Origin of the sequence: Winogradskyella litoriviva (assembly GCF_013249065.1) — a bacterium.
GTDB classification, from domain to species: Bacteria; Bacteroidota; Bacteroidia; order Flavobacteriales; family Flavobacteriaceae; genus Winogradskyella; species Winogradskyella litoriviva.
This window is the reverse complement of the sequence record NZ_JABRWQ010000003.1, coordinates 239398-262419: the sequence shown is the minus strand read 5'-3', so window position 1 is coordinate 262419 and position 23022 is coordinate 239398. Positions and strand designations below refer to the sequence as shown.

16 protein-coding genes and 1 tRNA gene are annotated in these 23022 nt (G+C 31.6%); 15 read left to right on the top strand and 2 right to left on the bottom strand.

Going from position 1 to position 23022, the window contains the following annotated elements; all coding sequences use genetic code 11:
- Positions 1 to 152: 152 nt before the first annotated feature.
- The 8 genes from HNV10_RS07645 to HNV10_RS07610 all read left to right on the top strand — a co-directional run bounded on the left by HNV10_RS07645 (position 153) and on the right by HNV10_RS07610 (position 10436).
- Positions 153 to 584, top strand: coding sequence for a hypothetical protein (locus tag HNV10_RS07645; protein WP_173300744.1), 432 nt, complete (start codon positions 153 to 155; stop codon positions 582 to 584).
- A 152-nt stretch (positions 585 to 736) separates the two neighbouring features.
- Positions 737 to 3265: a type I DNA topoisomerase gene (topA, locus tag HNV10_RS07640; RefSeq protein ID WP_173300743.1), complete on the top strand. Its 2529-nt coding sequence runs from the start codon at positions 737 to 739 to the stop codon at positions 3263 to 3265.
- Positions 3266 to 3271: 6 nt separating this feature from the next.
- Positions 3272 to 4438, top strand: a complete 1167-nt coding sequence (locus tag HNV10_RS07635; protein ID WP_173300742.1) for a formimidoylglutamase — start codon at positions 3272 to 3274, stop codon at positions 4436 to 4438.
- A 165-nt stretch (positions 4439 to 4603) separates the two neighbouring features.
- The gene (porK, locus tag HNV10_RS07630; protein WP_449489497.1) at positions 4604 to 5950 is read left to right on the top strand and encodes a type IX secretion system lipoprotein PorK/GldK; all 1347 of its coding nucleotides are present in this window, start codon (positions 4604 to 4606) and stop codon (positions 5948 to 5950) included.
- An 85-nt stretch (positions 5951 to 6035) separates the two neighbouring features.
- Positions 6036 to 6671, top strand: coding sequence for a type IX secretion system motor protein PorL/GldL (porL, locus tag HNV10_RS07625; protein ID WP_173300740.1), 636 nt, complete (start codon positions 6036 to 6038; stop codon positions 6669 to 6671).
- 50 nt (positions 6672 to 6721) lie between these two features.
- Positions 6722 to 8296, top strand: coding sequence for a type IX secretion system motor protein PorM/GldM (porM, locus tag HNV10_RS07620; RefSeq protein WP_173300739.1), 1575 nt, complete (start codon positions 6722 to 6724; stop codon positions 8294 to 8296).
- 52 nt (positions 8297 to 8348) lie between these two features.
- Positions 8349 to 9260, top strand: coding sequence for a type IX secretion system ring subunit PorN/GldN (porN, locus tag HNV10_RS07615; RefSeq protein WP_173300738.1), 912 nt, complete (start codon positions 8349 to 8351; stop codon positions 9258 to 9260).
- 132 nt (positions 9261 to 9392) lie between these two features.
- Positions 9393 to 10436 carry an NAD(P)/FAD-dependent oxidoreductase gene (locus HNV10_RS07610; RefSeq protein ID WP_173300737.1) on the top strand — a complete coding sequence of 348 codons (1044 nt, stop codon included), beginning with the start codon at positions 9393 to 9395 and terminating at the stop codon, positions 10434 to 10436.
- A gap of 45 nt (positions 10437 to 10481) precedes the next feature.
- Here HNV10_RS07610 and HNV10_RS07605 read toward each other — a convergent pair whose 3' ends face one another.
- Positions 10482 to 10865, bottom strand: coding sequence for a DUF983 domain-containing protein (locus tag HNV10_RS07605; RefSeq protein WP_173300736.1), 384 nt, complete (start codon positions 10863 to 10865; stop codon positions 10482 to 10484).
- A gap of 111 nt (positions 10866 to 10976) precedes the next feature.
- Here HNV10_RS07605 and HNV10_RS07600 point away from each other — a divergent pair, with 111 nt between their 5' ends.
- The 7 genes from HNV10_RS07600 to HNV10_RS07570 all read left to right on the top strand — a co-directional run bounded on the left by HNV10_RS07600 (position 10977) and on the right by HNV10_RS07570 (position 20113).
- The gene (locus HNV10_RS07600) at positions 10977 to 12887 is read left to right on the top strand and encodes an ABC-F family ATP-binding cassette domain-containing protein (RefSeq protein WP_173300735.1); all 1911 of its coding nucleotides are present in this window, start codon (positions 10977 to 10979) and stop codon (positions 12885 to 12887) included.
- Positions 12888 to 12954: 67 nt separating this feature from the next.
- The gene (locus HNV10_RS07595) at positions 12955 to 14094 is read left to right on the top strand and encodes an efflux RND transporter periplasmic adaptor subunit (RefSeq protein ID WP_173300734.1); all 1140 of its coding nucleotides are present in this window, start codon (positions 12955 to 12957) and stop codon (positions 14092 to 14094) included.
- Positions 14094 to 17381: an efflux RND transporter permease subunit gene (locus HNV10_RS07590; RefSeq protein ID WP_173300733.1), complete on the top strand. Its 3288-nt coding sequence runs from the start codon at positions 14094 to 14096 to the stop codon at positions 17379 to 17381. Before HNV10_RS07595 ends, HNV10_RS07590 begins: the two co-directional genes overlap by 1 nt.
- 5 nt (positions 17382 to 17386) lie before the next feature.
- Positions 17387 to 18706 carry a TolC family protein gene (locus HNV10_RS07585; RefSeq protein ID WP_173300732.1) on the top strand — a complete coding sequence of 440 codons (1320 nt, stop codon included), beginning with the start codon at positions 17387 to 17389 and terminating at the stop codon, positions 18704 to 18706.
- 12 nt (positions 18707 to 18718) lie between these two features.
- Positions 18719 to 18901, top strand: a complete 183-nt coding sequence (locus tag HNV10_RS07580; protein ID WP_173300731.1) for a CPXCG motif-containing cysteine-rich protein — start codon at positions 18719 to 18721, stop codon at positions 18899 to 18901.
- 130 nt (positions 18902 to 19031) lie between these two features.
- Complete coding sequence (locus HNV10_RS07575; protein WP_173300730.1) at positions 19032 to 19871, top strand: leucine-rich repeat domain-containing protein; 840 nt, start codon at positions 19032 to 19034, stop codon at positions 19869 to 19871.
- A 169-nt stretch (positions 19872 to 20040) separates the two neighbouring features.
- A tRNA-Met gene (locus HNV10_RS07570) sits at positions 20041 to 20113 on the top strand.
- A gap of 195 nt (positions 20114 to 20308) precedes the next feature.
- Here the strand turns inward: HNV10_RS07570 and HNV10_RS07565 are convergent.
- Entirely contained in the window at positions 20309 to 22612 is a 2304-nt protein-coding gene (locus tag HNV10_RS07565; RefSeq protein WP_241695473.1) for a tetratricopeptide repeat protein, read from the bottom strand.
- Between the last annotated feature and the right edge of the window lie 410 nt (positions 22613 to 23022).

Below are 23022 nucleotides of genomic sequence, written 5' to 3'. Positions count from 1 at the left end.
CAACAGAAAATAAATACTATTGAAAATAATTCGTTGTATTGAAAAAATAATAGCATCAGATTTAATGCAATTTTTAATTTAGGAGAGTAATTTTAAAACCAAAAGATTAGGTTGAATATTTTGTAATTTAATTCAATAATATAAATGGTATCATGAAATCGAAAAAATCATTGAAATTTTTATTCATCTGTATACTATTATTCAATATGCAATGTAATGATGATGAATCTGTTGTTGTACAGCCTTGTGGTATAGAAATAATTTTGGATAATTCAGCATTTAATGCGGCAGAATCTCATGCAATCGAAGATGTGATTATAAATAACGATTGCATTACAATAACTATTTCAGATAGCGGTTGTGATAGTTCTAATTGGGTGATGACATTAATAGATTCTGAAAATATAGCGGAATCCATGCCACCTCAGCGCTATTTGAAATTAAAACTAATTAATAATGAAGTTTGTTTGGCTTATTTTAATAAACAAGAAAATTTTGATTTAGCACCTCTTAGAGTAGAAGGACTCAATGAAGTAATTTTAAATATAGAAGGATTAGCGACACCTATTACTTACGCATATTAATAAAAATTTTAAAAATTGTGAAAGTCCCGTAAATATTAGGGGTTAGTATGTTTTTTAGTAAAAAATAATTACGTTAAAATGCATGGTATTTACGACCAAATTAGGATTGTAACTTTATTTTCACATACATTTGTAGACGAAAAATTTTAAGAATGTCGAAGAATCTAGTTATTGTTGAGTCACCTGCAAAGGCTAAAACTATTGAAAAATTTTTAGGAAAAGACTATAAGGTTGAGTCCAGTTTTGGGCACATTGCAGATTTACCATCAAAAGAGTTGGGTGTTGATGTAGAGGGTGATTTTATGCCAAAGTATCAGGTGTCTAAAGATAAAAAAGATGTCGTAAAGAAATTAAAAGATTTAGCAAAAAAAGCAGACATTGTATGGTTAGCAAGTGATGAGGATCGAGAAGGAGAAGCAATAGCATGGCACTTAGCAGAAACCCTAAAATTAGATAAAGAAAAAACAAAGCGTATTGTTTTTCATGAGATTACAAAAAGCGCTATAAATAAGGCTATTGAAAACCCTAGAAGTATAGACTATAATTTAGTAGATGCCCAGCAAGCAAGACGTGTTTTAGATCGTATTGTTGGTTACGAATTGTCTCCTGTTTTATGGCGAAAAGTAAAAGGTGGATTATCTGCAGGACGTGTACAATCTGTTTCTGTACGCTTAATAGTTGAACGTGAACGTGATGTGCAGGCTTTTGAAGCTAAAGCTTCTTATAGAGTTGATGCAGAATTTACTAATGAAAACGGAAATTCTTTTAAAGCTAAATTGCCAAAGAATTTTGATTCTGAAAAGGAAGCTTTAAAATTTCTTAACGATAATATAGGAGCAACTTATCAGGTTTCAGATTTGCAAAAGAAACCAGCAAAGAAATCTCCAGCAGCACCATTTACAACGTCAACACTTCAGCAAGAAGCGTCACGTAAATTAGGTTATTCAGTTAGTAGAACCATGTCAAATGCACAGCGTTTGTACGAAGCTGGTCTTATAACTTATATGAGAACAGATAGTGTTAACTTATCTGATGAAGCTAAAAAAGGAGCAGAAAACGAAATTATATCGGCTTACGGAACAGAATTTAGTAACCCAAAAAATTATAAAGGAAAATCTAAAGGTGCACAAGAAGCTCACGAAGCTATACGACCTACCGATTTTTCAAATCACACGGTTAATGCAGAACGTGATCAGGCAAGATTATATGATTTAATTTGGAAACGCGCTATTGCATCGCAAATGAGTGATGCTAAATTAGAGCGAACTAATTTAAAGGTCCAAATTAATTCCAAAAATAAAGTTAGCGAACAGTTTACGGCTAATGGAGAAATCATCACATTTGAAGGGTTTTTAAAAGTGTATTTAGAAGGAACAGATGATGAAGATGCTGAACAAGAAGGTATATTACCAGATTTAAAAGTAGGTGAGGCGCTTCAAAATAAATACATCACAGCTACAGAGCGTTTTACCAGACCACCAGCAAGGTTTACAGAAGCGTCTTTAGTAAAACAATTAGAAGAATTAGGTATTGGTCGTCCGTCTACATATGCACCTACAATTTCTACAATCCAAAATAGAAATTATATTGAAAAAGGAACACATGAAGGCGATGAAAGAAAATATAAACAACTTGTTTTTGAAGATCAAAAAATAAAAGATGTAACACTTACTGAACAAACAGGTTCTAATAAAGGAAAGTTAGTACCTACAGATATTGGTATGATTGTTACAGATTTTTTAGTTAACCATTTTGAAAGTATTTTAGATTACAATTTTACAGCCAAAGTAGAAGATAAATTTGATGATATCGCTGAAGGAAAAGAAGATTGGCGAGAGATGATGAAAGATTTCTATAAAGGTTTTCATCCGCAAGTAGAAGATGTACAAGAAAATGCAGAACGAGAGTCAGGTGAAAGAATTCTTGGAACAGATCCTAAAACTGGTCGCCAAGTTAGTGTGCGTTTAGGGAAGTTTGGACCAATGGTACAACTGGGTGTTATGGATGATGAAGAAAAACCAAAGTTTGCCAGCTTATCTCCAGATCAACAGCTAAATTCTATTACCTATGAAGAAGCTATGGATTTATTTAAACTTCCAAAAGCATTAGGACATTATAAAGATGAAGAGGTAGAAGTAAACAATGGACGTTTTGGACCTTACGTGCGTTTTGGTAAAAAGTTTGTCTCTCTTCCTAAAGGAGTTGACCCTTTAAGTGTTGATATGGATGAAGCATTGATATATATTAAGGAGAAAGAATTAGCAGATGCTCCTATATATATGTATAAAGATTTAGAAGTAACTAAAGGTAAAGGACGATTTGGACCATTTATAAAATGGAATAATATGTTTATCAATGTTAATAAGAAGTATGATTGGGATAATCTATCTGAAGAAGACATTGTAACATTGATTGAAGAAAAGATTCAAAAAGAAATTGATAAAGTCATCCATAATTGGGAAGATGAAGGTGTAAGAGTAGAAAAAGCAAGATGGGGAAGACACAATATTATAAAAGGTAAGCAAAAAGTAGAATTGGCCAAAACAGTCGATGTTACTAAAATGACATTAGAAAAGGCCTTGGGGATTTTAGAAAAGAATGCACCTAAAAAGAAAGCTACTAAAAAGAAAGCAACCAAGAAAACAACAGCTAAAAAGAAAGCGACAACTAAAAAGAAATAATAACCTATGAATTTTAATTTTCTCACGCCTGTATCAGATGCGGTCTTAGCTCATAACGAACTAACAGCGCAACAATCGCTAGGAAAAAAAATTAAGATTCATTCTCGCCAAAATGGAATTCCAGATTTAGAAGGCGTTCAAATGGCTATTATAGGTGTTCAAGAAAATAGAAATGATGTTAATTATATAGGTGCAAAAATTAATTTTGATACTATACGTAAAACGCTTTATACATTATTTCCGGGTAATTGGCATACTACCCTTGCAGACCTTGGCGATATAGAACCAGGTGAAACAGTAGAAGATACTTATTTTGCAATCAGAACAGCTATAGCTGTTTTGTATGAAAAGAATATTATTCCTATTGTCTTAGGAGGAAGTCAAGATTTAACTTATGCTAATTATCGCGCTTACGATGATTTATTGCCAATGGTCAACATTGCGAGTATAGATACAAATTTCGATTTAGGCGATGCAAGTCTACCAATTAAAAATAATAGTTATGTTGGTAAAGTGATTGTAGAAGAGCCTTATAATTTATTTAACTACGCAACAATTGGTTATCAAACTTATTTTAACTCTCAAGAAGAAATAGATCTCATAGAAAAGTTGTATTTTGAGGCCTATCGATTGGGAGAAATTTCAGGAGACATTAATAAGGTAGAACCTTTATTGCGAGATGCACACATTGTATCCGTAGATTTAAAAGCGGTGAGGGCTTCAGAAGTGAGCGATAATCAAAAATATTCGCCTAATGGATTTTCAGGAAAAGAGATTTGTGCCATTAGTAGATATGCAGGTATAAGTAATAAGGTATCATCATTTGGTATTTACGAGTATCATGGTTCAAAAAATGATAATGCGACTTCTATGTTAATAGCTCAAATGATATGGTATTTTATAGAAGGGGTTAACTGTCGTATTAATGATGATGAGTTTAATAACGAAAAATACTATCAAAAATATAATGTATTGGTAGAGGCTGATGAACTTATCTTTTACAAAAGTTTAAAAACTGGTCGTTGGTGGATTGAGATTCCTTTTTTGCCAAATGTTAATAATAAATTAAAAAAGCATACGTTATTACCATGCATGCATGCCGATTATGTGTTAGCTACACAAGGTGAAATACCAGAACGTTGGTTTAAGGCGTACAGGAAGAATAGCTTCTAAATTGTACACTTTGTCGGATTTTTACGCTTTTTTAGTCGACGAAATGCTTATTTTGGGGATGAAATGCAAAAAAAATCAAAAAAAAGTTGTTTATTCGAAAATATATAAATATGTTTACGACCTCAAAAATAATTATGAATAATTTAACCTAGAGTTACTATGAATATTAAGAAGTTTATTTTACTAACCGCAGTACTAGTTTTGGTAGCCAGTTGTAATTCTGGAGACCGTGGACAATTAGTAGGAGTTAAAGGTAAAGCGTGGCATCCAGAAAAGCCCTATGGGATGACACTTGTGCCTGGCGGAGCTTTTATTATGGGTAAATCTGATGATGATTTAGCTGGCGTACAAGATGCACCGACTAGAACAGCTACTGTTCGTGCATTCTATATGGACGAAACTGAAATTACAAACAGTGAGTATCGTCAATTTGTAGAATGGGTAAGAGATTCTATTCTAAGATTAAAATTAGCTGAGATGGCTGATTTAGAAGGGAAAACACCAGGAAACGGCGATATTGGAGAATTTGCTTATAAAGATTCTAATCCAGAAGAGCTTAACGCTTACGAAAGTTACATGCAAAATACTTATGGTAATGAGCAAAGAAAGATTAATCGTGATGTTGAGTTATATCTAAGCACTGAAGATTATCCTGATGAGTTATACGCTGAAGTTATGGATGGTATGTATTTACCAATTGAAGAATCTTACAATGGACAACGTACTTGGGATGTGAAGCAATTTAAGTTTCAATATACATTTATGGATATCCAAAAAGCGGCAAAAAACAGAGGGCTTAAGCGATCTGAAGTTGTTGTTCAGCAAGAGGTTGAAGTTTATCCAGATACAACAGCTTGGATTAGAGATTTTGCATACTCTTATAATGAGCCAATGCATAATGATTATTTCTGGCATGATGCCTATGGAGCATATCCAGTAGTAGGTGTGTCTTGGAAACAAGCACAAGCATTCTGTCAGTGGAGAACATTATATCACAATGCAGATAGAAAGAAAAGAGGAGTACATGCTGTAAACTCTTATAGATTACCATCAGAAGCTGAGTGGGAATATGCTGCTCGTGGAGGATTACAAGGAGCTACATATCCTTGGGGTGGACCATATACTAAAAACGACAGAGGTTGTTTTATGGCTAACTTTAAACCATTACGTGGAGATTATGCAGCGGATCAAGCGCTATATACAGTAGAAGCAGATGCTTATGACCCTAATGATTTCAACTTATATAATATGGCTGGTAACGTATCTGAATGGGTAAATGGATCTTATGATCCTGCATCTTATGAATATGCATCATCAATCAATCCAAATGTAAACGACCCTAATAATGCACGTAAAGTTGTAAGAGGTGGTTCTTGGAAAGATGTAGCTTACTTCCTTCAAGTAAGTTCTAGAGATTACGAATATGCAGATTCTGCAAGAAGCTATATTGGATTTAGAACAGTTCAAGATTATATGGGAACTGAAGTAACAAGCAATACAGCAACAAATTAATTAAACTTAACTTAACTTAAACTATTTATTAATTCCAGATTGAGTCTAACAACCAAACTCAATTAAAACTAAAAATTTAAAAATCATGGCACAAAAGAAATTATCAACAATGAATATGGTCTACGGACTTGGAGCTGCAATTGTAATTATTGGAGCATTATTTAAAATCCAGCACTGGCCTTATGGATCACTTATCCTTACTTTAGGAATGATTGTTGAAGCGATAGTATTTACAATCTCTGCTTTTGAAAAACAAGGAGATGATTTAGATTGGTCGTTAGTATATCCAGAATTAGCTGGAGGTCAGTCTTTAGGAGGTAAAAAGAAAAAATTAGAAGAGCCTAAGGATGCAGAAGGTTTATTATCTAAAAAATTAGACAACTTGTTAAAAGATGCTAAAATTGATGGTGAACTTATGGCAAGTCTTGGTGATAGTATCAAAAACTTTGAAGGTGCTGCAAAAGGAATTTCTCCAACAGTAGATTCTATGGCTGCTCAAAAGAAGTACAGTGAAGAATTATCATTAGCGGCTGCACAAATGGAGTCTTTAAATAGTCTTTATAAAGTACAGGTTGAGAGTGCTAACAGACAAGCGGCAATTAATGATGAAGCAGTAGAAAATGCAACTAAATTAAAAGAGCAAATGCAATCCTTAGCATCTAACTTATCATCATTAAATGGTGTATATGGTGGAATGTTATCTGCAATGAACAAAAACTAATTGGTTTTAATAATCGATTTAATTAATTAACAATTAAAAACTAATTAGAAATGGCAGGAGGAAAACAGTCCGCAAGGCAAAAAATGATTAACCTAATGTATTTGGTATTCATTGCTATGATCGCAATGACAATGTCAAAAGAAGTATTATCTGCATTTGGTTTAATGAACACTAAATTTGATAGTGCTAACGAATTGGCAGCAACGTCAAATGAAGGGATTCTTTCTCAGTTAAATTCACAGGCTGAAGAAAAACCAGAAGATTTTGCAGCAGCTAACGAAATGGCTAAGCAAATTAGTGTTATTTCTGAAGAATTCTACAAATGGATTGCCGATGTAAAGGCAAACGATATTGTAAAACTTGGAGGCTATGAGCGCGAAGAAAATGGTGAGTTACCTTACGAAGAAATGGATAAAGGTGATAAATTAGATGAGCACTGGTTTACAGGAGATCGTTACACAAAAAGAGGTGATGAAATAGTTGCCAGAATAGAGAAATACAAAAATGATATTAAAGCTGTTTTACCTAAAGAAGGTAAATGGGAACCAGTAATAGCAAGTTTTGAGAAAAGATTTAGTTTAGAACCTGTTACTGACAATGAAGGAAAAAAGAAAAAATGGTTAGATTACCATTTTCAAGGTTTCCCAGCCATTGCTTCTTATACTAAGTTAACAGCAATGCAAAACGACGTAAAAGCTACAGAAACTAATATTTATAATGGTTTTCTAGGTAATTTGGTAAGTGATGCTACGTCATTAAAGAAATATCAAGCCATAGTATTAGCAGATAAATCTGCGTTTTTTCAAGGAGAAAAGTTTCAAGGTAGAGTTGTATTAGGTAAATATGCTAATGTAACACCTACAAAATTAAATGTACAGGGTCAAGAAATTGATTTATCTAATGCAATTGATTCAACAGGAGCTGCAAAGTTAGACTTTAATGTTGGAAACGTTGGTGAGCATACTATTGAAGGAAAGTTTACGTTCTTAGAAGATGGAAAGCCATTAGACATTGACATTATTGGTAACTATGTAGTTGTGCCAAGACCAAATTCTGCAACTATATCTGCAGATAAGATGAACGTAGTTTATCGTGGTGTTGCTAATCCAATGACAATTTCTTTTGCTGGTGTACCAGATAACAAAGTAAGTGCTAGTGGAGCTGGTTTATCTAAAGCTTCAGGTGTAGGAAAATATACAATGAATCCAGGTTCTGGTAGAGAAGTTACAATTAACGTTTCTGCTACTTTAGATGATGGTTCAAAAGCTAGTGATCAACAAACGTTTAGAATTAAAGATATTCCAAAACCAACAGGTACAATATCTGGAAAAGATGGCATTGTTAAATTACCTAAGCGTAACTTAGAGATTGGTACTGTTGGAGCTAAATTAGAAGATTTTGTATTTGATTTACCAATTAACGTTACATCTTTTAAAGTAAAAGTTCCTGGTCAACCTACTGTTATAGTTTCTGGTACTAAGATGAATAGCCAAGCAAAATCAGCAATAAAAAGAGCACGTAAAGGTGATGTTATTACGATTTTTGATATTAAAGCTAAGATTCAAGGTAATGCATCTTACAGATTAAAAGGTGTATCTCCAGTTGCTGTAGAAATAACCAACTAATTGATAATTAATTATCATTAAAAGAAAATCCCAAATTATAATAAAAAATAAGATGAATTTAAAAAGCTTTTTATGTATAGGAATAGGCGTGTTAGCTGCAAACACAATGTTTGCTCAGGCTAATATCCTAAATGCAAAAATACCAGAAGAAATTGGTATGAAAACTGAAGCGCAGTTACTTCTAGATAACGACAAGCCTTTAGAATATGGATATGTTGGTGATAGAGATATCTTATTTTCTAAAATGACTTGGGAAAAGATTGTCTTAGACGAGCGTGCTAACTTTCCATTATATTTTCCAATTGAAGATAACTTAGGTGATGATAGAAAATCATTGTTTAGAGTATTAATGGACAATATTAAGGATGGTACAATTCCAAAGGTTTATGCAGATGCATATTTTACTGAAGAACGTACTATGGAAGATTTAGCACCTGCACTAAAAACTGAATTTATTACAGATGAAGGTATTGAGTGGATGAATGCTGAAGGTGTTTCTGATACATCTCAAGTACCAGAAGAATATATTATTCGTCGTGAGATTGGAGCGGCAGATATAAATTCTTATTTAGTTAAAGGATTATGGTATTTTGATAAGCGTCAAGGTGAATTGAAGTATCGTATTTTGGCAATTGCTCCGGCTGCACCAGATGTTAACTTTATTGATTCTGATGATGAGGCTAATAAAGAACCAATCGGATTATTTTGGGTGTTTTTCCCAGAAATCAGAGACATTCTTCATGAGGCTAAAGCATTTAACAATAAGAACAGTGCTGTACCACTTTCATTCGATCATTTATTAAACAGTAGACGTTTTAGTGGAGTTATCTACAAAGAAGAAAATGTTTATGGTGATAGAGAAGTAAAAGAGTATGTTGCAGAAAATGCATTAATGCAGCTTTTAGAGTCAGAACGTATCAAAGACAAGATTAGAAATTTTGAACAAGATATGTGGAGCTACTAATTAGCTACAATATAATTATTATAAAAACGCTCACTTTTTAAGTGAGCGTTTTTTGTTTAATTATTGATTTAAATTAGGTTTTATTTTTCTAATGCTAAGTTTGTAGAATCTGTTTTATATACCTTTACATTAATGAAAGAAGTAGATTATATCATAGTAGGTTGCGGTTTGGCAAGTATTGCCTTTTGTGAAGAATTACGTGCTAATAAAAAGAGTTTTGTTGTATTTGATAATAACTCACAAAAATCGTCTTTAGTTGCAGCAGGTTTGTATAACCCAGTTATTCTAAAACGCTTTTCTGCCGTTTGGAAAGCTAAGGAGCAATTGGCTGTTGCGCTGCCTATGTATGCTAAAATTGAAAAAGAACTGAATATAAAAATCGATTATAAGCTTAAAATACATAGACGTTTTGCTTCCATTGAAGAACAAAATTTATGGTTTAATGCCATGGATAAACCCAATATAGAATCTTTTCTTTCAGATAAAGTAGTTAAAAACAGAAATTCAAATATTGAAGCACCTTTTGGCTTTGGAGAAGTTTTAGGAGCTGGCAGAATAGATACTGATATACTAATTTCAAGTTATAAGCAATTTTTAAAACAAAGTGGTTGTTTGTATGAAGCTAGTTTTTTACATAAAGAATTAAACAGCCAAGAAACGCTAATCACTTACCAAAAAATAAAGGCTAAACATATTGTTTTTGCAGAAGGGTTTGGAGTAAAAGAGAACCCGTTTTTCAAAAATATTCCAATAAATGGAACAAAAGGAGAAGTTTTAACTGTAAAAGCACCAAATTTAAAGATTAACTTTGCTATAAAATCTTCTGTTTTTGTTATTCCGTTAGACAAGGATTTATACATTGTAGGTTCTACATATAACTGGAAGGATAAAACAAAATCTATAACAGAAGAAGGTAAAAACGAGTTAATTTCAAAATTAAAAAACATTATTAATTGTGATGTTGAAGTTGTTGAGCATGTTGCTGCTATTAGACCAACAGTTGTAGACAGGAGACCTGTAGTGGGTACGCATTTAGATTTTAAGAATATACATATTCTTAATGGTTTAGGCTCAAGAGGTGTAATGATTGCGCCTTATGTGGCTAAAAAACTATTTAATTCTATAGAGAATAATACCCCTTTAGATTCAGAAATTGATGTAAGTAGGTTTCTGTAAATTGTAATGTAATTAATAAGTATTGTAAAAATATTTTATAGAAAATTACTTTTTTACAAGCGTCTTATCATAACTCATAAAAATATTAATCCAAATATTTCTAGAAAGTCTCATAATTACAGGAAAAAATCCGACTAGAGTAGCTACAATTGCAATAAAAGCAACAGTTAAAGAAAACTCTAAAATATTATAGGTAATTATAAAAGCAGCAACAGCAAAAGCGATTCCTACGGCATAACTTACATACATTGAGCCATAAAAAAACGAAGGTTCTATCTGGTATTTTGTATTACAATGAGAACATTTTTCATGCATTTTTACAACGTCAGTTAAAACATAAGGATTCTTGTTAACGTACATAGATTCTTGGTGACATTTAGGACATACGCCAAAAAGTATGCTATATAATTTCATTCCTTTTCTAATCATAACTAAAAACCTTTACTTTTGCGTTTTTGCAATAAATACAAAGGTAGAATTTTATAAAATTTGTATTGTAACAATTGTAACTTTAATTCTATTGTAATATTAAAAATAACTATGCTAAATATCCATAATCTTTCCATATCATTTCAAGGTGAATACCTTTTCGAAGAAATTACATTTAAACTTGGTCTTGGTGATCGCATTGGTTTAATTGGTAAAAATGGTGCAGGTAAATCTACAATGCTTCGTATTTTATCAAAAGAGCAAGAAGCTGATACTGGTCAGATAGCTTCTGATAAGGATATGAAAATAGGGTTTTTAAAACAAGATATTGATTTCGATTTAGGAAAAACGGTATTAGAAGAATCTTATCAAGCCTTTAAGGAAATAAAAAAGTGCGAAGGTCAACTTCAGGAAATTAATACACAACTAGCAGAGCGGATAGATTATGAAAGTGATGCATATCATCAACTAATGGTTGATTTAAATGAGATTCAGCATCAATACGAAATATTAGGAGGTTACAACTATCAAGGCGAAACCGAAAAAATTCTTCAAGGTTTAGGGTTTAAGCGAGAAGATTTTGATAAACTAACTGATACATTTTCTGGTGGTTGGAGAATGCGTATAGAACTTGCTAAACTATTACTTCAAAATAACGATTTATTACTTTTAGATGAACCAACAAACCACTTAGATATTGAATCTATTATTTGGTTAGAGAATTTCTTAAAAAGCTATAGTGGAGCCGTTGTTATTGTGTCTCACGATAAAATGTTTTTAGATAATGTTACAAACAGAACCATAGAGATTTCATTAGGAAGAATATACGATTATAATAAACCCTACACTCAATTTCTTGCTTTGCGAAAAGAAATGAAGATTCAACAATTAGCTGCTCAGAAAAATCAAGAAAAGCAAATACAACAAACCGAAAAGCTCATTGAAAAATTTAGAGCAAAAGCCTCTAAGGCTACTATGGCACAATCTCTAATTAAAAAATTAGACAAGATAGATAGAATAGAAGTTGATGAGGATGATAATAGCGTTATGTCTTTAAATTTTCCGGTTTCAGTTACACCAGGAAAAGTGGTTATAGAATTAGAGAATGTTTCAAAAAACTATGGCGATTTACAGGTGTTGCATAATGTAAATTTATCAGTGCCAAGAGATATAAAAACGGCTTTTGTAGGGCAAAATGGTCAAGGAAAATCAACGCTGGCTAAAATTATAGTAGGCGAATTAAAGCACCAAGGTAAATTAACTTTAGGACACAATGTGCAGATTGGTTATTTCGCTCAAAACCAAGCAGAATATTTAGATGGTAACAAAACTGTTTTAGATACCATGATTGATGCGGCAAATGAAACCAATAGAAGTAAAGTTAGAGATATTTTAGGGTCTTTTCTGTTTAGAGGAGAAGAAGCCGAAAAGTATGTAAGAGTGCTTTCTGGTGGAGAACGTAATCGTCTGGCTTTGGCAAAATTGTTATTACAACCTCTTAATGTTTTAATAATGGATGAGCCTACAAATCACTTAGATATTAAATCAAAAAATGTTTTAAAAGAAGCTTTAAAGAAATTTGAAGGAACTTTAATATTAGTTTCTCACGATAGGGATTTTCTGCAAGGGTTAACAGATACGGTTTACGAATTTAAAGATCAAAATATTAAAGAATATTTAGGTGATATTGATTTTTATCTAGAACAACGTAACCTCGAAAATTTAAGGGAAGCAGAAAAACGAACCGTTGTTTCTAATCAGCCAAAAGAAAGTAATAAACAGAGTTACGAAGATCAAAAGAAACTGAAATCTTTAAATAATAAGTTAAGCAACATTGAATCTAAAATTAGCCAAATAGAAAAAGACATTAAAGCCGATGATGTTAAATTAGAAACAGATTATGATAAAACGGCTTCAGACCCTAAGTTTTTTGATGCCTATCAAGCTAAGAAAAAAACATTAGAGAAATTAATGTCAGATTGGGAGCTGATTCAATTTGAGTTAGACGAGATGTCAAATTAATATTAAGGTTTTTTTAACGTCTTGGTTAGAGTATATGGGTAAATTTGCAATTTACTACCAACTCACTATGTTAAGAAAAATACTATTATCTGTTTTAGGCGTCGCATTAATTTTCGGCGCATTTGTTTTTGCAAAATATTTAATTGACAATAAACATAAGCCCAAGCCTGTTATCCCTAAAGTAGTAAAAACGGTTCTTGTAGATACTGTTAAAAACGGAACTATTCCTGTAATTATTTCTGCAAACGGAAATTTAACTTCTAAACAGCGTATAGAATTGTATGCAGAGGTTCAAGGAATTTTTAAAACAGGTTCTAAATTGTTTAAACCTGGTCAAAAATTCAACAAAGGGGAAACTTTAATTCGGTTAGATGCTTCAGAATATTATGCAGGCGTGCAATCTGCTAAAAGTAGTTTGTATAATAGCATTGCTTCAATAATGCCAGATTTGCGCTTAGATTTTCCAGATATATATCCAAAATGGCAGGCTTATCTAAATAATTTCGATTTAAAAAAGAGTACACCACAACTTCCTGAAATTACAGGCGAAAAAGAAAACTATTTTATTACTGGTCGCGGAATCGTAAGTGCCTATTATAATGTAAAAAACTTAGAAGAACGCTTATCTAAATATAGAATTGTAGCACCCTTTTCTGGGATTTTAACAGAGGCTTTGGTTACAGAAGGAACTTTAGTGAGAAGTGGTCAGAAATTGGGAGAGTTTATTAATACCTCTGCATATGAAATGGAAGTAGCCATTAGTAAGTCTTTTGCAAATATTTTGAAAGTTGGTGAAAGTGTTAGCCTAACAAGTTTAGATAAGACCAAGAAATATAAAGGTAATGTGTCTCGAGTAAATGGAAGTATTGATGCAACAACACAAACCATCACAGTTTTTATTGAGGTGAAGCATCAAGATTTAAAAGAAGGTATGTATCTTGAAGCTAATGTAAACGCAGAAAAAGTTGAAAATGCTATTGAAATTGATAGAAACTTATTGTTAGATAGTGAAGAAATATATGTTGTTAAAGATAGTTTACTAGATGTAATATCTGTAAAACCAGCACATTTTTCAAGTGAAAAAGTAGTTTTAAAGGACGTGCCAGACGGAACGGTTATTTTAAGAAAACCAGTTCCAGGAGCTTATGCAGGTATGCACGTAAAAGCCGCAAATACTAATGTCTCAACAACTGATTCCGTTCAATAATGAGAAAAATAATTGAATATTTTATAAGGTATCATGTTGCAGTTAATGTACTGATTATTGCATTTTTTATTTTCGGTATTATTGGTGCGTTATCTTTAAAATCATCGTTCTTTCCGCTTACGGAATCAAAAATTATAAATGTTGCCATAACATATCCTGGAGCATCACCTCAAGAAATTGAAGAGGGCATTGTACTTCAGATTGAAGATAATTTAAAAGGATTAAAAGGTGTGGATCGGGTAACATCTACCTCTAGAGAAAACAGTGGTACAATTACAGTTGAAATTGAAAAAGGAGAAAGTTTAGACTTTATGCTTCTAGAAGTTAAAAATGCTGTAGATAGAGTGCCATCTTTTCCAACAGGAATGGAACCGTTGGTAGTTTCTAAACAAGAAGCTGTAAGAGAAACGATATCATTTGCAATAAGCGGAAAAGATATTCCTTTAGTTACCTTAAAAGCATTAGCGAGGCAAGTTGAGACAGATTTAAGAGCTATAGATGGTATTTCTCAAATTGAATTGTCTGGTTTTCCGGAAGAAGAAATTGAAATAGCTGTTAACGAATTAGATTTGTTAGCCTATAATTTAAGCTTTAATGAAGTTGCAACAGCCGTAAGTAGTGCAAACTTACTAGTTACAGGTGGAAATGTAAAAACTGAAGCCGAAGAATATCTAATTAGAGCAAACAACAAGCAATATTATGGAAGTGAGCTGCTTAACATCATTGTTAGAGCTTCCGCTGACGGAAAAGTAATAAGGCTTAAAGATGTTGCCATTATTAGAGATCGATTCTCCGAAACTCCAAATGCAACTTATTTTAATCAAGAATTAGCTGTAAATATTTCCATAACAAGTACAAATAATGAAGATTTAATATCTTCAGCAGATAAAGTAAAAGCATATATAGAAGAATATAATCAGAAATATACCAATATTCACTTAAGTGTTGTAAGAGATTTGTCTACCACTTTAAACCAACGTACGCAATTGCTAACGGAAAATGCCATTGTTGGTATGTTGTTAGTACTACTATTTCTATCTATATTTTTGAACACTCGTTTAGCACTTTGGGTTGCATTTGGTTTGCCAATATCATTTTTAGGAATGTTTATTTTTGCAGGTCAGTTTGATGTTACAATAAATGTATTATCCTTATTTGGGATGATTATTGTTATTGGTATTTTAGTTGATGACGGTATTGTTATCGCAGAAAATATTTATCAGCATTACGAAAAAGGAAAAAAACCAATACAAGCAGCTATAGATGGTACAATGGAAGTATTGCCACCAGTGGTATCGGCAATTGTAACTACGCTTTTGGCGTTTTCATTATTTTTCTTTTTAGATAGTAGAATAGGAGAGTTTTTTAGTGAAGTTGCAGTTATTGTAATTTTAACCTTAGTAGTATCATTAATTGAGGCACTTATTATTTTACCAGCCCATTTGGCCCATTCAAAAGCATTAAGAATAAAAAAAGAAGATTTACATAACAATAAATCTTCTAATAAGTTTTTTGCTTTTATGCGAGGAATAAATAAATCTGGCGACCGTTTTATGTCTTTCTTAAGAGATAAAGTTTATACGCCTATTTTAAATCGTGTTTTAAAATATAAGATATTTGCTTTAGGTGTGTTTACAGCGTTATTAGTTTTAACTTTTGGTTCGCTTGGAGGCGGAATAATTGGCGTAACCATATTTCCAAGAATAGCCAGTGATGCTGCAAACATAGAGTTAGTAATGCCAGCTGGTACTAATGTAAAAATCACGGATTCTATTATTTCAATGATTGAAGAAAAATCTTTTATTGTAAATAAAGAACTTACTGATAAATATTTAAAAGGTACTGGTAAACAATTGTTTGAAAATACAATTGTAGATATAAGCAGTAGTTCTAGTGCGCGATTAAGAATAAATCTTTTGCCTGGAGAAGAAAGACCAGATGAAATCCAAGCATTTTTAGTTACAAAACGTTTAGAGGAATTGGTTGGTCCTGTAATTGGTACAGAACGATTAATATATGGTTCTGGAGGCAACTTTGGTGGTAGTCCAGTCTCAGTATCTCTATTAAGTAATAATATTGAAGAGTTAAAGGCTTCTAAAGTAGAACTTAAAAAGTATATGGCATCTAATCCCTTATTAAAAGATATAGGAGATAATGATCCAGCAGGTATAAAGGAAATTAGATTAGAGCTAAAGGAAAGTGCTTATTTACTAGGGTTAGACTTAAGTACAGTAATGTCGCAGGTAAGATCTGGCTTTTTTGGTGCGCAAGCCCAACGTTTTCAACGTGGACAAGATGAAATAAAAGTTTGGGTACGTTATGATATTGAAAATAGAACCTCAATAAATGATTTAAATGCAATGCGTATTGTTACACCATCTGGTGAGCGTGTAACCTTAAAAGATATAGCTGATTATAGTATTGCCAGAGGTGATGTAGCTATTAACCACTTAGATGGCAAACGCGAAATACAAGTTTATGCAGATTTAAAGGATCCAAGTACTAGCAATACAGATATAATTGACGATATAAGAACAGTTTTTATTCCGCAACTACAATCTAAATACCCATCAATTAATGCTTCCTACGAAGGACAGAACAGAGAAAAAGATAAATTAACAGGTTCTTTGGCTGTAGCTGGACCAATTATTTTATTACTCATATATATCACAATCGCATTTACCTTTAGAAGTTACTCGCAGCCATTTTTACTAATTTTATTGATTCCGTTTAGTTTAACAGCTGTGGCTTGGGGACATTGGTTGTTAGATTTTCAAGTTAACGTATTATCACTTCTAGGAATCATTGCTTTAATCGGAATTATGGTAAATGATGGTTTAGTTTTAATCGGAAAATTCAACAGTAATTTAAAAGAAGGAATGACCTTTGATTTGGCGTTGTCCGAGGCCGGAAAATCTCGTTTTAGAGCAATTTTCTTAACATCATTAACTACTATTGCAGGTTTAGCGCCTTTATTGTTAGAAAAAAGTAGGCAAGCACAATTTTTAAAACCAATGGCAATTTCAATTTCTTTCGGAATAGCATATGCAACAATACTAACCTTGTTGGTATTGCCGTTATTTTTGTCATTTAGTAATACTATAAAAGTTAAATTTAGTTGGTTAATAACAGGTAATAAGGTGACTAAAGAAGAAGTAGAACGCGCAATAAAAGAACAAAACGAGAATGGTGATTTTGTAAATGTCCAAGAACAAACTAATAGAAGAAAATCAATGATTAATGTTTACTCTTTTCGTAAGAGCAATAATAAAGATTCATTTAATTAAAGATTATGAAAAAGTATAAATCAATTCTATTGGTCATTTTCTTAACTATTTTTATAAATGGTTTTTCACAAAATGTATTAACTAAAGAACAAGCAGTTTCCATAGCTTTAGAAAATAATTATGGTGTAAAAATCGCCACAAATGCAGTAGAAGTAGCAGAGAATAATACGAGTGTCTTAAATTCAGGGTTTTTACCAACCATTACGGGCAATGCAGGAGCTACTTATAATTTAGACAATACAGAAGCTGAATTTTCCAATGGAGAATCAACTGTATTAAATGGAGCAGAAAGTTCTAGATATAATGCCAGTGTAAGTCTAAATTATACACTTTTTGATGGTTTAGGTAGACGTTATAATTATAAACGTTTAAAGGAACAATACCAATTATCAGAGTTACAAGCGAGAGAAACAATTGAAAATACAATTTTACAGTTATTCTCAGTTTATTATAATGTGGCGCAATTATCTGATAATTTAAATGCGTTAAACGAAACTTTAACTATTACAAAGGATAGATTAGTGCGTGCAGAGTACCAATTTGAATATGGTCAGAACACAAAATTAGAAGTGTTAAATGCTGAAGTTGATATTAATTCAGATAGCATTAATATTATTAATACAAAGCAAGATATAAAAATAGCAAAGCGCGATTTAAAATTAGTTTTAGGAGAATCTTTTACAGAAGATTTTAATGTTGAAACAGAAGTAGAATTTGTATTACAGTTTCAAAAAGATAGTTTATTTGAAAAAGCAAAATCGAGAAATATAGCGTTACTGCAAGCCGAAAAAAATATTGCTATTAGCAAATTGGATATTAATTCTGGGAAATCTGCATATCTTCCAACGCTAGGCTTAACAGGTACTTATGGCTGGAACAAGAATAATAATAACGCAGCATCTTTTGTGTCCGTTTCTACCAATACAGGTTTGTCTGGTGGAGTAAATTTAAGCTGGAATTTGTTTGATGGAGGAGCAACATCCATTAGAGTGAGAAATGCAAAAGTTAACCTCGATACACAAAAACTTCAAAAAGAGAGTATTTTATTAACTATTGAGCGTAATTTTAATACGGCTTGGGATAATTACATTAATAAATTAAAGATTTATAATATTCAAGAAAAGAATATTGCTACTGCTCAAAATAATTTTAATCGTACCAAGGAGAAATTCAAAATTGGTCAAGTAAATTCCATAGAGTTTAGACAAGCACAACTAAATTTATTGAATGCAGAATTAAGTAGAAATCAAGCTAAATTTTCTGCAAAATTATCAGAGTTAGAAGTGTTGCAAATAAGTGGAGAATTATTGAATATACAATTTTAAATTGAAGTTAAAATGGAGGAATATTTCTTTCAATGCCCTTATTGTTGGGAACAGATTTCCATGCTAATAGATGTGTCACAAAATCATCAAAAATATATAGAAGATTGTGAGGTTTGCTGCAATCCTATACAAATTACTATAGCTGTTGAAAATCAGAATATTGTAGTTTTTGTAGCTGAAAATATTGAGCAATAGAAAAAGATAATTTAATAATCTTAGTTATTTATTTAATTTAACTGTGTAGTTCATCGAAAAATGTTGCAGTTTATAGTGTAATTATCTATATTTGATTTGTTATTGTGTCCCTCCACAAAAATCTACTACTATGAAGACACTAAAAATAACACTACTATTCTGTTTAATTTCAGTATTTTCTTTCGCACAAGTTTCTCAAAACCAGAGAACTGCCCTTGTAGATTTATATAACGCTACCAATGGTGATGCTTGGGTTAATACTTGGGATTTGGAGAAACCAGTTTCTACTTGGTATGGCTTAACAATAGAAGATGATAGTGTAGTAGCCATAAATTTGAGTTTTAATGGTTTAAATGGCAATTTGCCAGAATCAATATCAAATTTAAAAAAGCTAGAGGTTTTAGATTTAGCTTTTAACAAAATAGAAGGTAGTCTACCTAAGTCTATGGTAAGTATGGTTAGTCTTGTAGAATTAAAATTATTTTCAAATAGCATTAGCGGTAATATTCCTAATGATATTGGAAATTTAGTCAACCTAAGAACTTTAGAATTATATAACAATGATTTGTATGGAGCCATACCTAATTCAATAGGAAATTTGGTTAATTTAGAAAAGTTAATGTTAAGTAGTAACTTATTAATAGGTACATTACCTACAAGTATTTCTAACATGGAATCCTTAAAAGTATTAAGTGTTTTTGATAATAATTTATTTGGAACAATTCCTTCATCAATTGCACAACTTACGGAATTAGAAGAATTGGTTTTGTCAAATAATGCATTTTATGGAAATTTACCTGGAGTTTTAGTAGAATTAAAAGAATTAAAAACCTTACTGTTAAGCAATAATCAATTTAAAGGAAATTATGCCGTGTTAAAAGAGGTGCTTCCAAATATTGTTGATTTTGATTTAGATGAAGTTAATTTAAAAGGCGCACTAGCCACTTTAGACACCGAAGAGGAAGATTAATATTTAATATTTAGAATAGTAAAAAATAGCGTTCACATTTTTTGAACGTTATTTTTTTATTTAGACTTTCATAATTAGAAAAAAGTATTATCTTTGCAGTCCTAAAATGATTGAGTCGGCATTATGAACCGAAAGTTAAAAGCTAAGACAATTATTTTTAGATTAAAATCGCGGGATAGAGCAGTAGGTAGCTCGTCGGGCTCATAACCCGAAGGTCACTGGTTCGAGTCCAGTTCCCGCTACTAAAAAAATAAGCCTTTCAGTTTTCTGAGAGGCTTTTTTTATTAAAAGAATTAAAGGTAGGCGTGAAATATAGCAATTTTTAGACCATCAAATTTTAAATCAAACAGCATATTTCACTCAAATAAAATAAAGTATTTGTATTAATAGATATGTTCAAATTATCATAATTGTAATATAATTATGATGTTATTTTGTTATTGATTTATTGTAGTAGAGTTAAGTTGATTTAAAAAACCTAAATATTGTTGGTTATTTGGGTATAATTCTACTAATTTACTTACAATGCGTTTAGCTTTTTTAGGTTGGTTTGTACTAGAATAATGGTATGCCAATGCATATAATAAACTTTCGTTGTTAGAATCTAGTTTTAAACCTTTAATCAGTATTTTTTCTGCATTTTTATGGTCTTTTATTTTTCCGTACAATAAACTTAGATTATAATACACCCTAATATTTTCTGGCATCTTGGTATTGGCAAGTTTTAAATATTTAATGGCATCGTCATTGCGCTCTAATTCTGCTAGTAGCAATGCTAAAGAATAATAAACTGGTCCATATTCTGGTTCTTGTTTTATTACGGTTTTAAAGGCTTGTTCTGCTTTTGTGAAATTCTTGTTCTGGTAATATAAATTAGCAAGTGCTAATCTAACCTGATTGTTTATAGGGTCAATTTCCAATGCATTTTCATAACCTTCAATACCCTTGGTAATTTCACCTTTTTTAAGATAATAATTTGCTTTTTTTACTCGGCCTCCAACAAAATCAGAGTTAGTTTTAAGATGTGTAAAGAATTCTTTCTTTACTTTTTGATACACCTCTTTGTAATTTTCTGGCACTTGGTGGTAAGTCATTGTGCTCAATCCATAGAATGCTTTTATTCTAACACTTCTTTTAGGATCATTAAGCATTGGAAGAAACGAACTGATATAATCTGTATTATTAATTTCACTTAATACATCAACACTGGCTCCTCGTACAATGGCAGATTCATCATTTAACAATTGTAAATATTGATCTATAAAATTCTGAGGGTCGTATTTAGACAATGCTTTAGCTGCTGAAGCTCTTACTAATTCAGGTTGATTTTTATCTTCAAATAACTCAATTAGTCCTATATGTGCATTTTGATGTCCAGCAATTCCTGGAGCTAATTTATCTGAAAAATGAATGGAGTCAACTTGTCCGTACTGTTTTTGGAATTCCTCCCAAGCCCATTCGTTGTCTTTGTCTTTATGGCAACCTGTGCATGCATTAGGCGTTCCGTATTTTAAACTTTGGTCAGGACGAGGGATTCTAAAACTATGGTCTCTTCTAAAATCATTTCCCATATAATACCTTCCTGTCATATGGCAATTAACGCATTGTGCACCTTTTGAATTTTGTTCGTGAAAGTGATGCTTTGGTGAATTGTATTGTTCTGGAGTATGGCATTGTGCACATAACATATTGCCTTCAAACTTTAATTTTAAGGAGTGAGAATTGTGGCAATTGGTACAAGTGACGTTATTTTGGTACATTTTGCTTTGTGTAAAAGAAGCATATACATAATCTTCATCTAAAATCTGTCCATCAGCAAAATATATTGGTTCTTCAAGTAATTGAGGGTAATAATGATCTAACATGGTACCTTCAAAATTAAAGTATTCAGAATATTGTTCTCTTCTCATATGACAACGAGCGCATTGATCAACCAATTCTTTTGGTTTGGTATTTAAGGTCATCTGAAATGTACCTGAATCAGTATATTCATCGCCAAGCTTATTAACATCTTCAACATGTTGTTTGCCTGGTCCATGGCAAGCTTCACAATTAACATTTATTATTGCATATTTGGTGTTGTAGCTATTGGTTTCTAAATCGTAATTTTTGCGAACGTTGGTAGAATGGCACTCTGCACACATATTGTTCCAGTTTAACCCACCTTTTGACCAATGTAACCATTCGGAATGCACAACTTTAAAATCTGGATATAAATCAAACCACTTGTTTTCAACAGAATCCCAAGCTGTTCTTAAACATTGATAATGACCATTAGGGAATTGTACAATATATTGTTGTAAAGGCGTTACACCAAAAGTGTATATGATTTTATAGTCTTGGTATTTTCCATCTGAGCCTTCAGTATTAACATAGAAATTACCATCGCTTTTGTAAAAATGTGATGTAACACCTTGACTTGAAATTTTTTTATTATTAAAATCCCCTAAAACAGTTAGGCTATCAGCGATTTGCATGGCTAGATCATGATGAGAACCTTTCCAATCCTTATATTCGTCTGCATGACATTCTTTGCAATTATTGTCTCCAAGAAAATGACTGTCTGGTATTAATTTAGTTGAAGTAAAAATAGTATCACTAGAAACAGCTTCATATTCTGAATTGTCTTTGCATGACGTATTGATGTAAAAAAAGCATATCAAAAATATTGCTCTAATGCTAAATGCTTTAATGTCTATTTGTTTTAATAATTTCATTTGTTTTGAAGCAATAGCTTTCATTTAATTTTTATTCTAAACCAGGTGACAATAATTTAGAAATAATTAAGATTATTTGTATTGTAGAAAATAACTAATTTCTTAAACCAGAAATATAAATTATTTAGATGTAATGTATTCTAAAATTAAATTATTTCCTACATTCTTTTCTGAATTACAGAGACGAGTTGTAGCGTTTTTTATTTTTATTGAACCTTTGATGAATATTTATGTTTTTATAATGTGTTGAGCTATATAGAAATCAAAGATAACCATGCAAACATGTTGTATTATCCTGCTCTATCCTACTTCAAATTAATTTAATGAGAATAATCTATTACATTAAACACTTTAGTATTATCTAATTCATTCTACGACTTATAGAATTCTTCCATATTTTTGTGTAATATACTCATTGTACAATTATGAAAACT

Coding starts and splice junctions, on each gene's coding strand:
- HNV10_RS07645 (WP_173300744.1), top strand. CDS start 153: ATGAAATCGAAAAAATCATTGAAATTTTTATTCATCTGTATACTATTA.
- topA (WP_173300743.1), top strand. CDS start 737: ATGTCGAAGAATCTAGTTATTGTTGAGTCACCTGCAAAGGCTAAAACT.
- HNV10_RS07610 (WP_173300737.1), top strand. CDS start 9,393: ATGAAAGAAGTAGATTATATCATAGTAGGTTGCGGTTTGGCAAGTATT.
- porM (WP_173300739.1), top strand. CDS start 6,722: ATGGCAGGAGGAAAACAGTCCGCAAGGCAAAAAATGATTAACCTAATG.
- HNV10_RS07575 (WP_173300730.1), top strand. CDS start 19,032: ATGAAGACACTAAAAATAACACTACTATTCTGTTTAATTTCAGTATTT.
- HNV10_RS07590 (WP_173300733.1), top strand. CDS start 14,094: ATGAGAAAAATAATTGAATATTTTATAAGGTATCATGTTGCAGTTAAT.
- HNV10_RS07605 (WP_173300736.1), bottom strand. CDS start 10,865: ATGATTAGAAAAGGAATGAAATTATATAGCATACTTTTTGGCGTATGT.
- HNV10_RS07585 (WP_173300732.1), top strand. CDS start 17,387: ATGAAAAAGTATAAATCAATTCTATTGGTCATTTTCTTAACTATTTTT.
- porL (WP_173300740.1), top strand. CDS start 6,036: ATGGCACAAAAGAAATTATCAACAATGAATATGGTCTACGGACTTGGA.
- HNV10_RS07600 (WP_173300735.1), top strand. CDS start 10,977: ATGCTAAATATCCATAATCTTTCCATATCATTTCAAGGTGAATACCTT.
- HNV10_RS07580 (WP_173300731.1), top strand. CDS start 18,719: ATGGAGGAATATTTCTTTCAATGCCCTTATTGTTGGGAACAGATTTCC.
- HNV10_RS07595 (WP_173300734.1), top strand. CDS start 12,955: ATGTTAAGAAAAATACTATTATCTGTTTTAGGCGTCGCATTAATTTTC.
- HNV10_RS07565 (WP_241695473.1), bottom strand. CDS start 22,612: ATGAAAGCTATTGCTTCAAAACAAATGAAATTATTAAAACAAATAGAC.
- porN (WP_173300738.1), top strand. CDS start 8,349: ATGAATTTAAAAAGCTTTTTATGTATAGGAATAGGCGTGTTAGCTGCA.
- HNV10_RS07635 (WP_173300742.1), top strand. CDS start 3,272: ATGAATTTTAATTTTCTCACGCCTGTATCAGATGCGGTCTTAGCTCAT.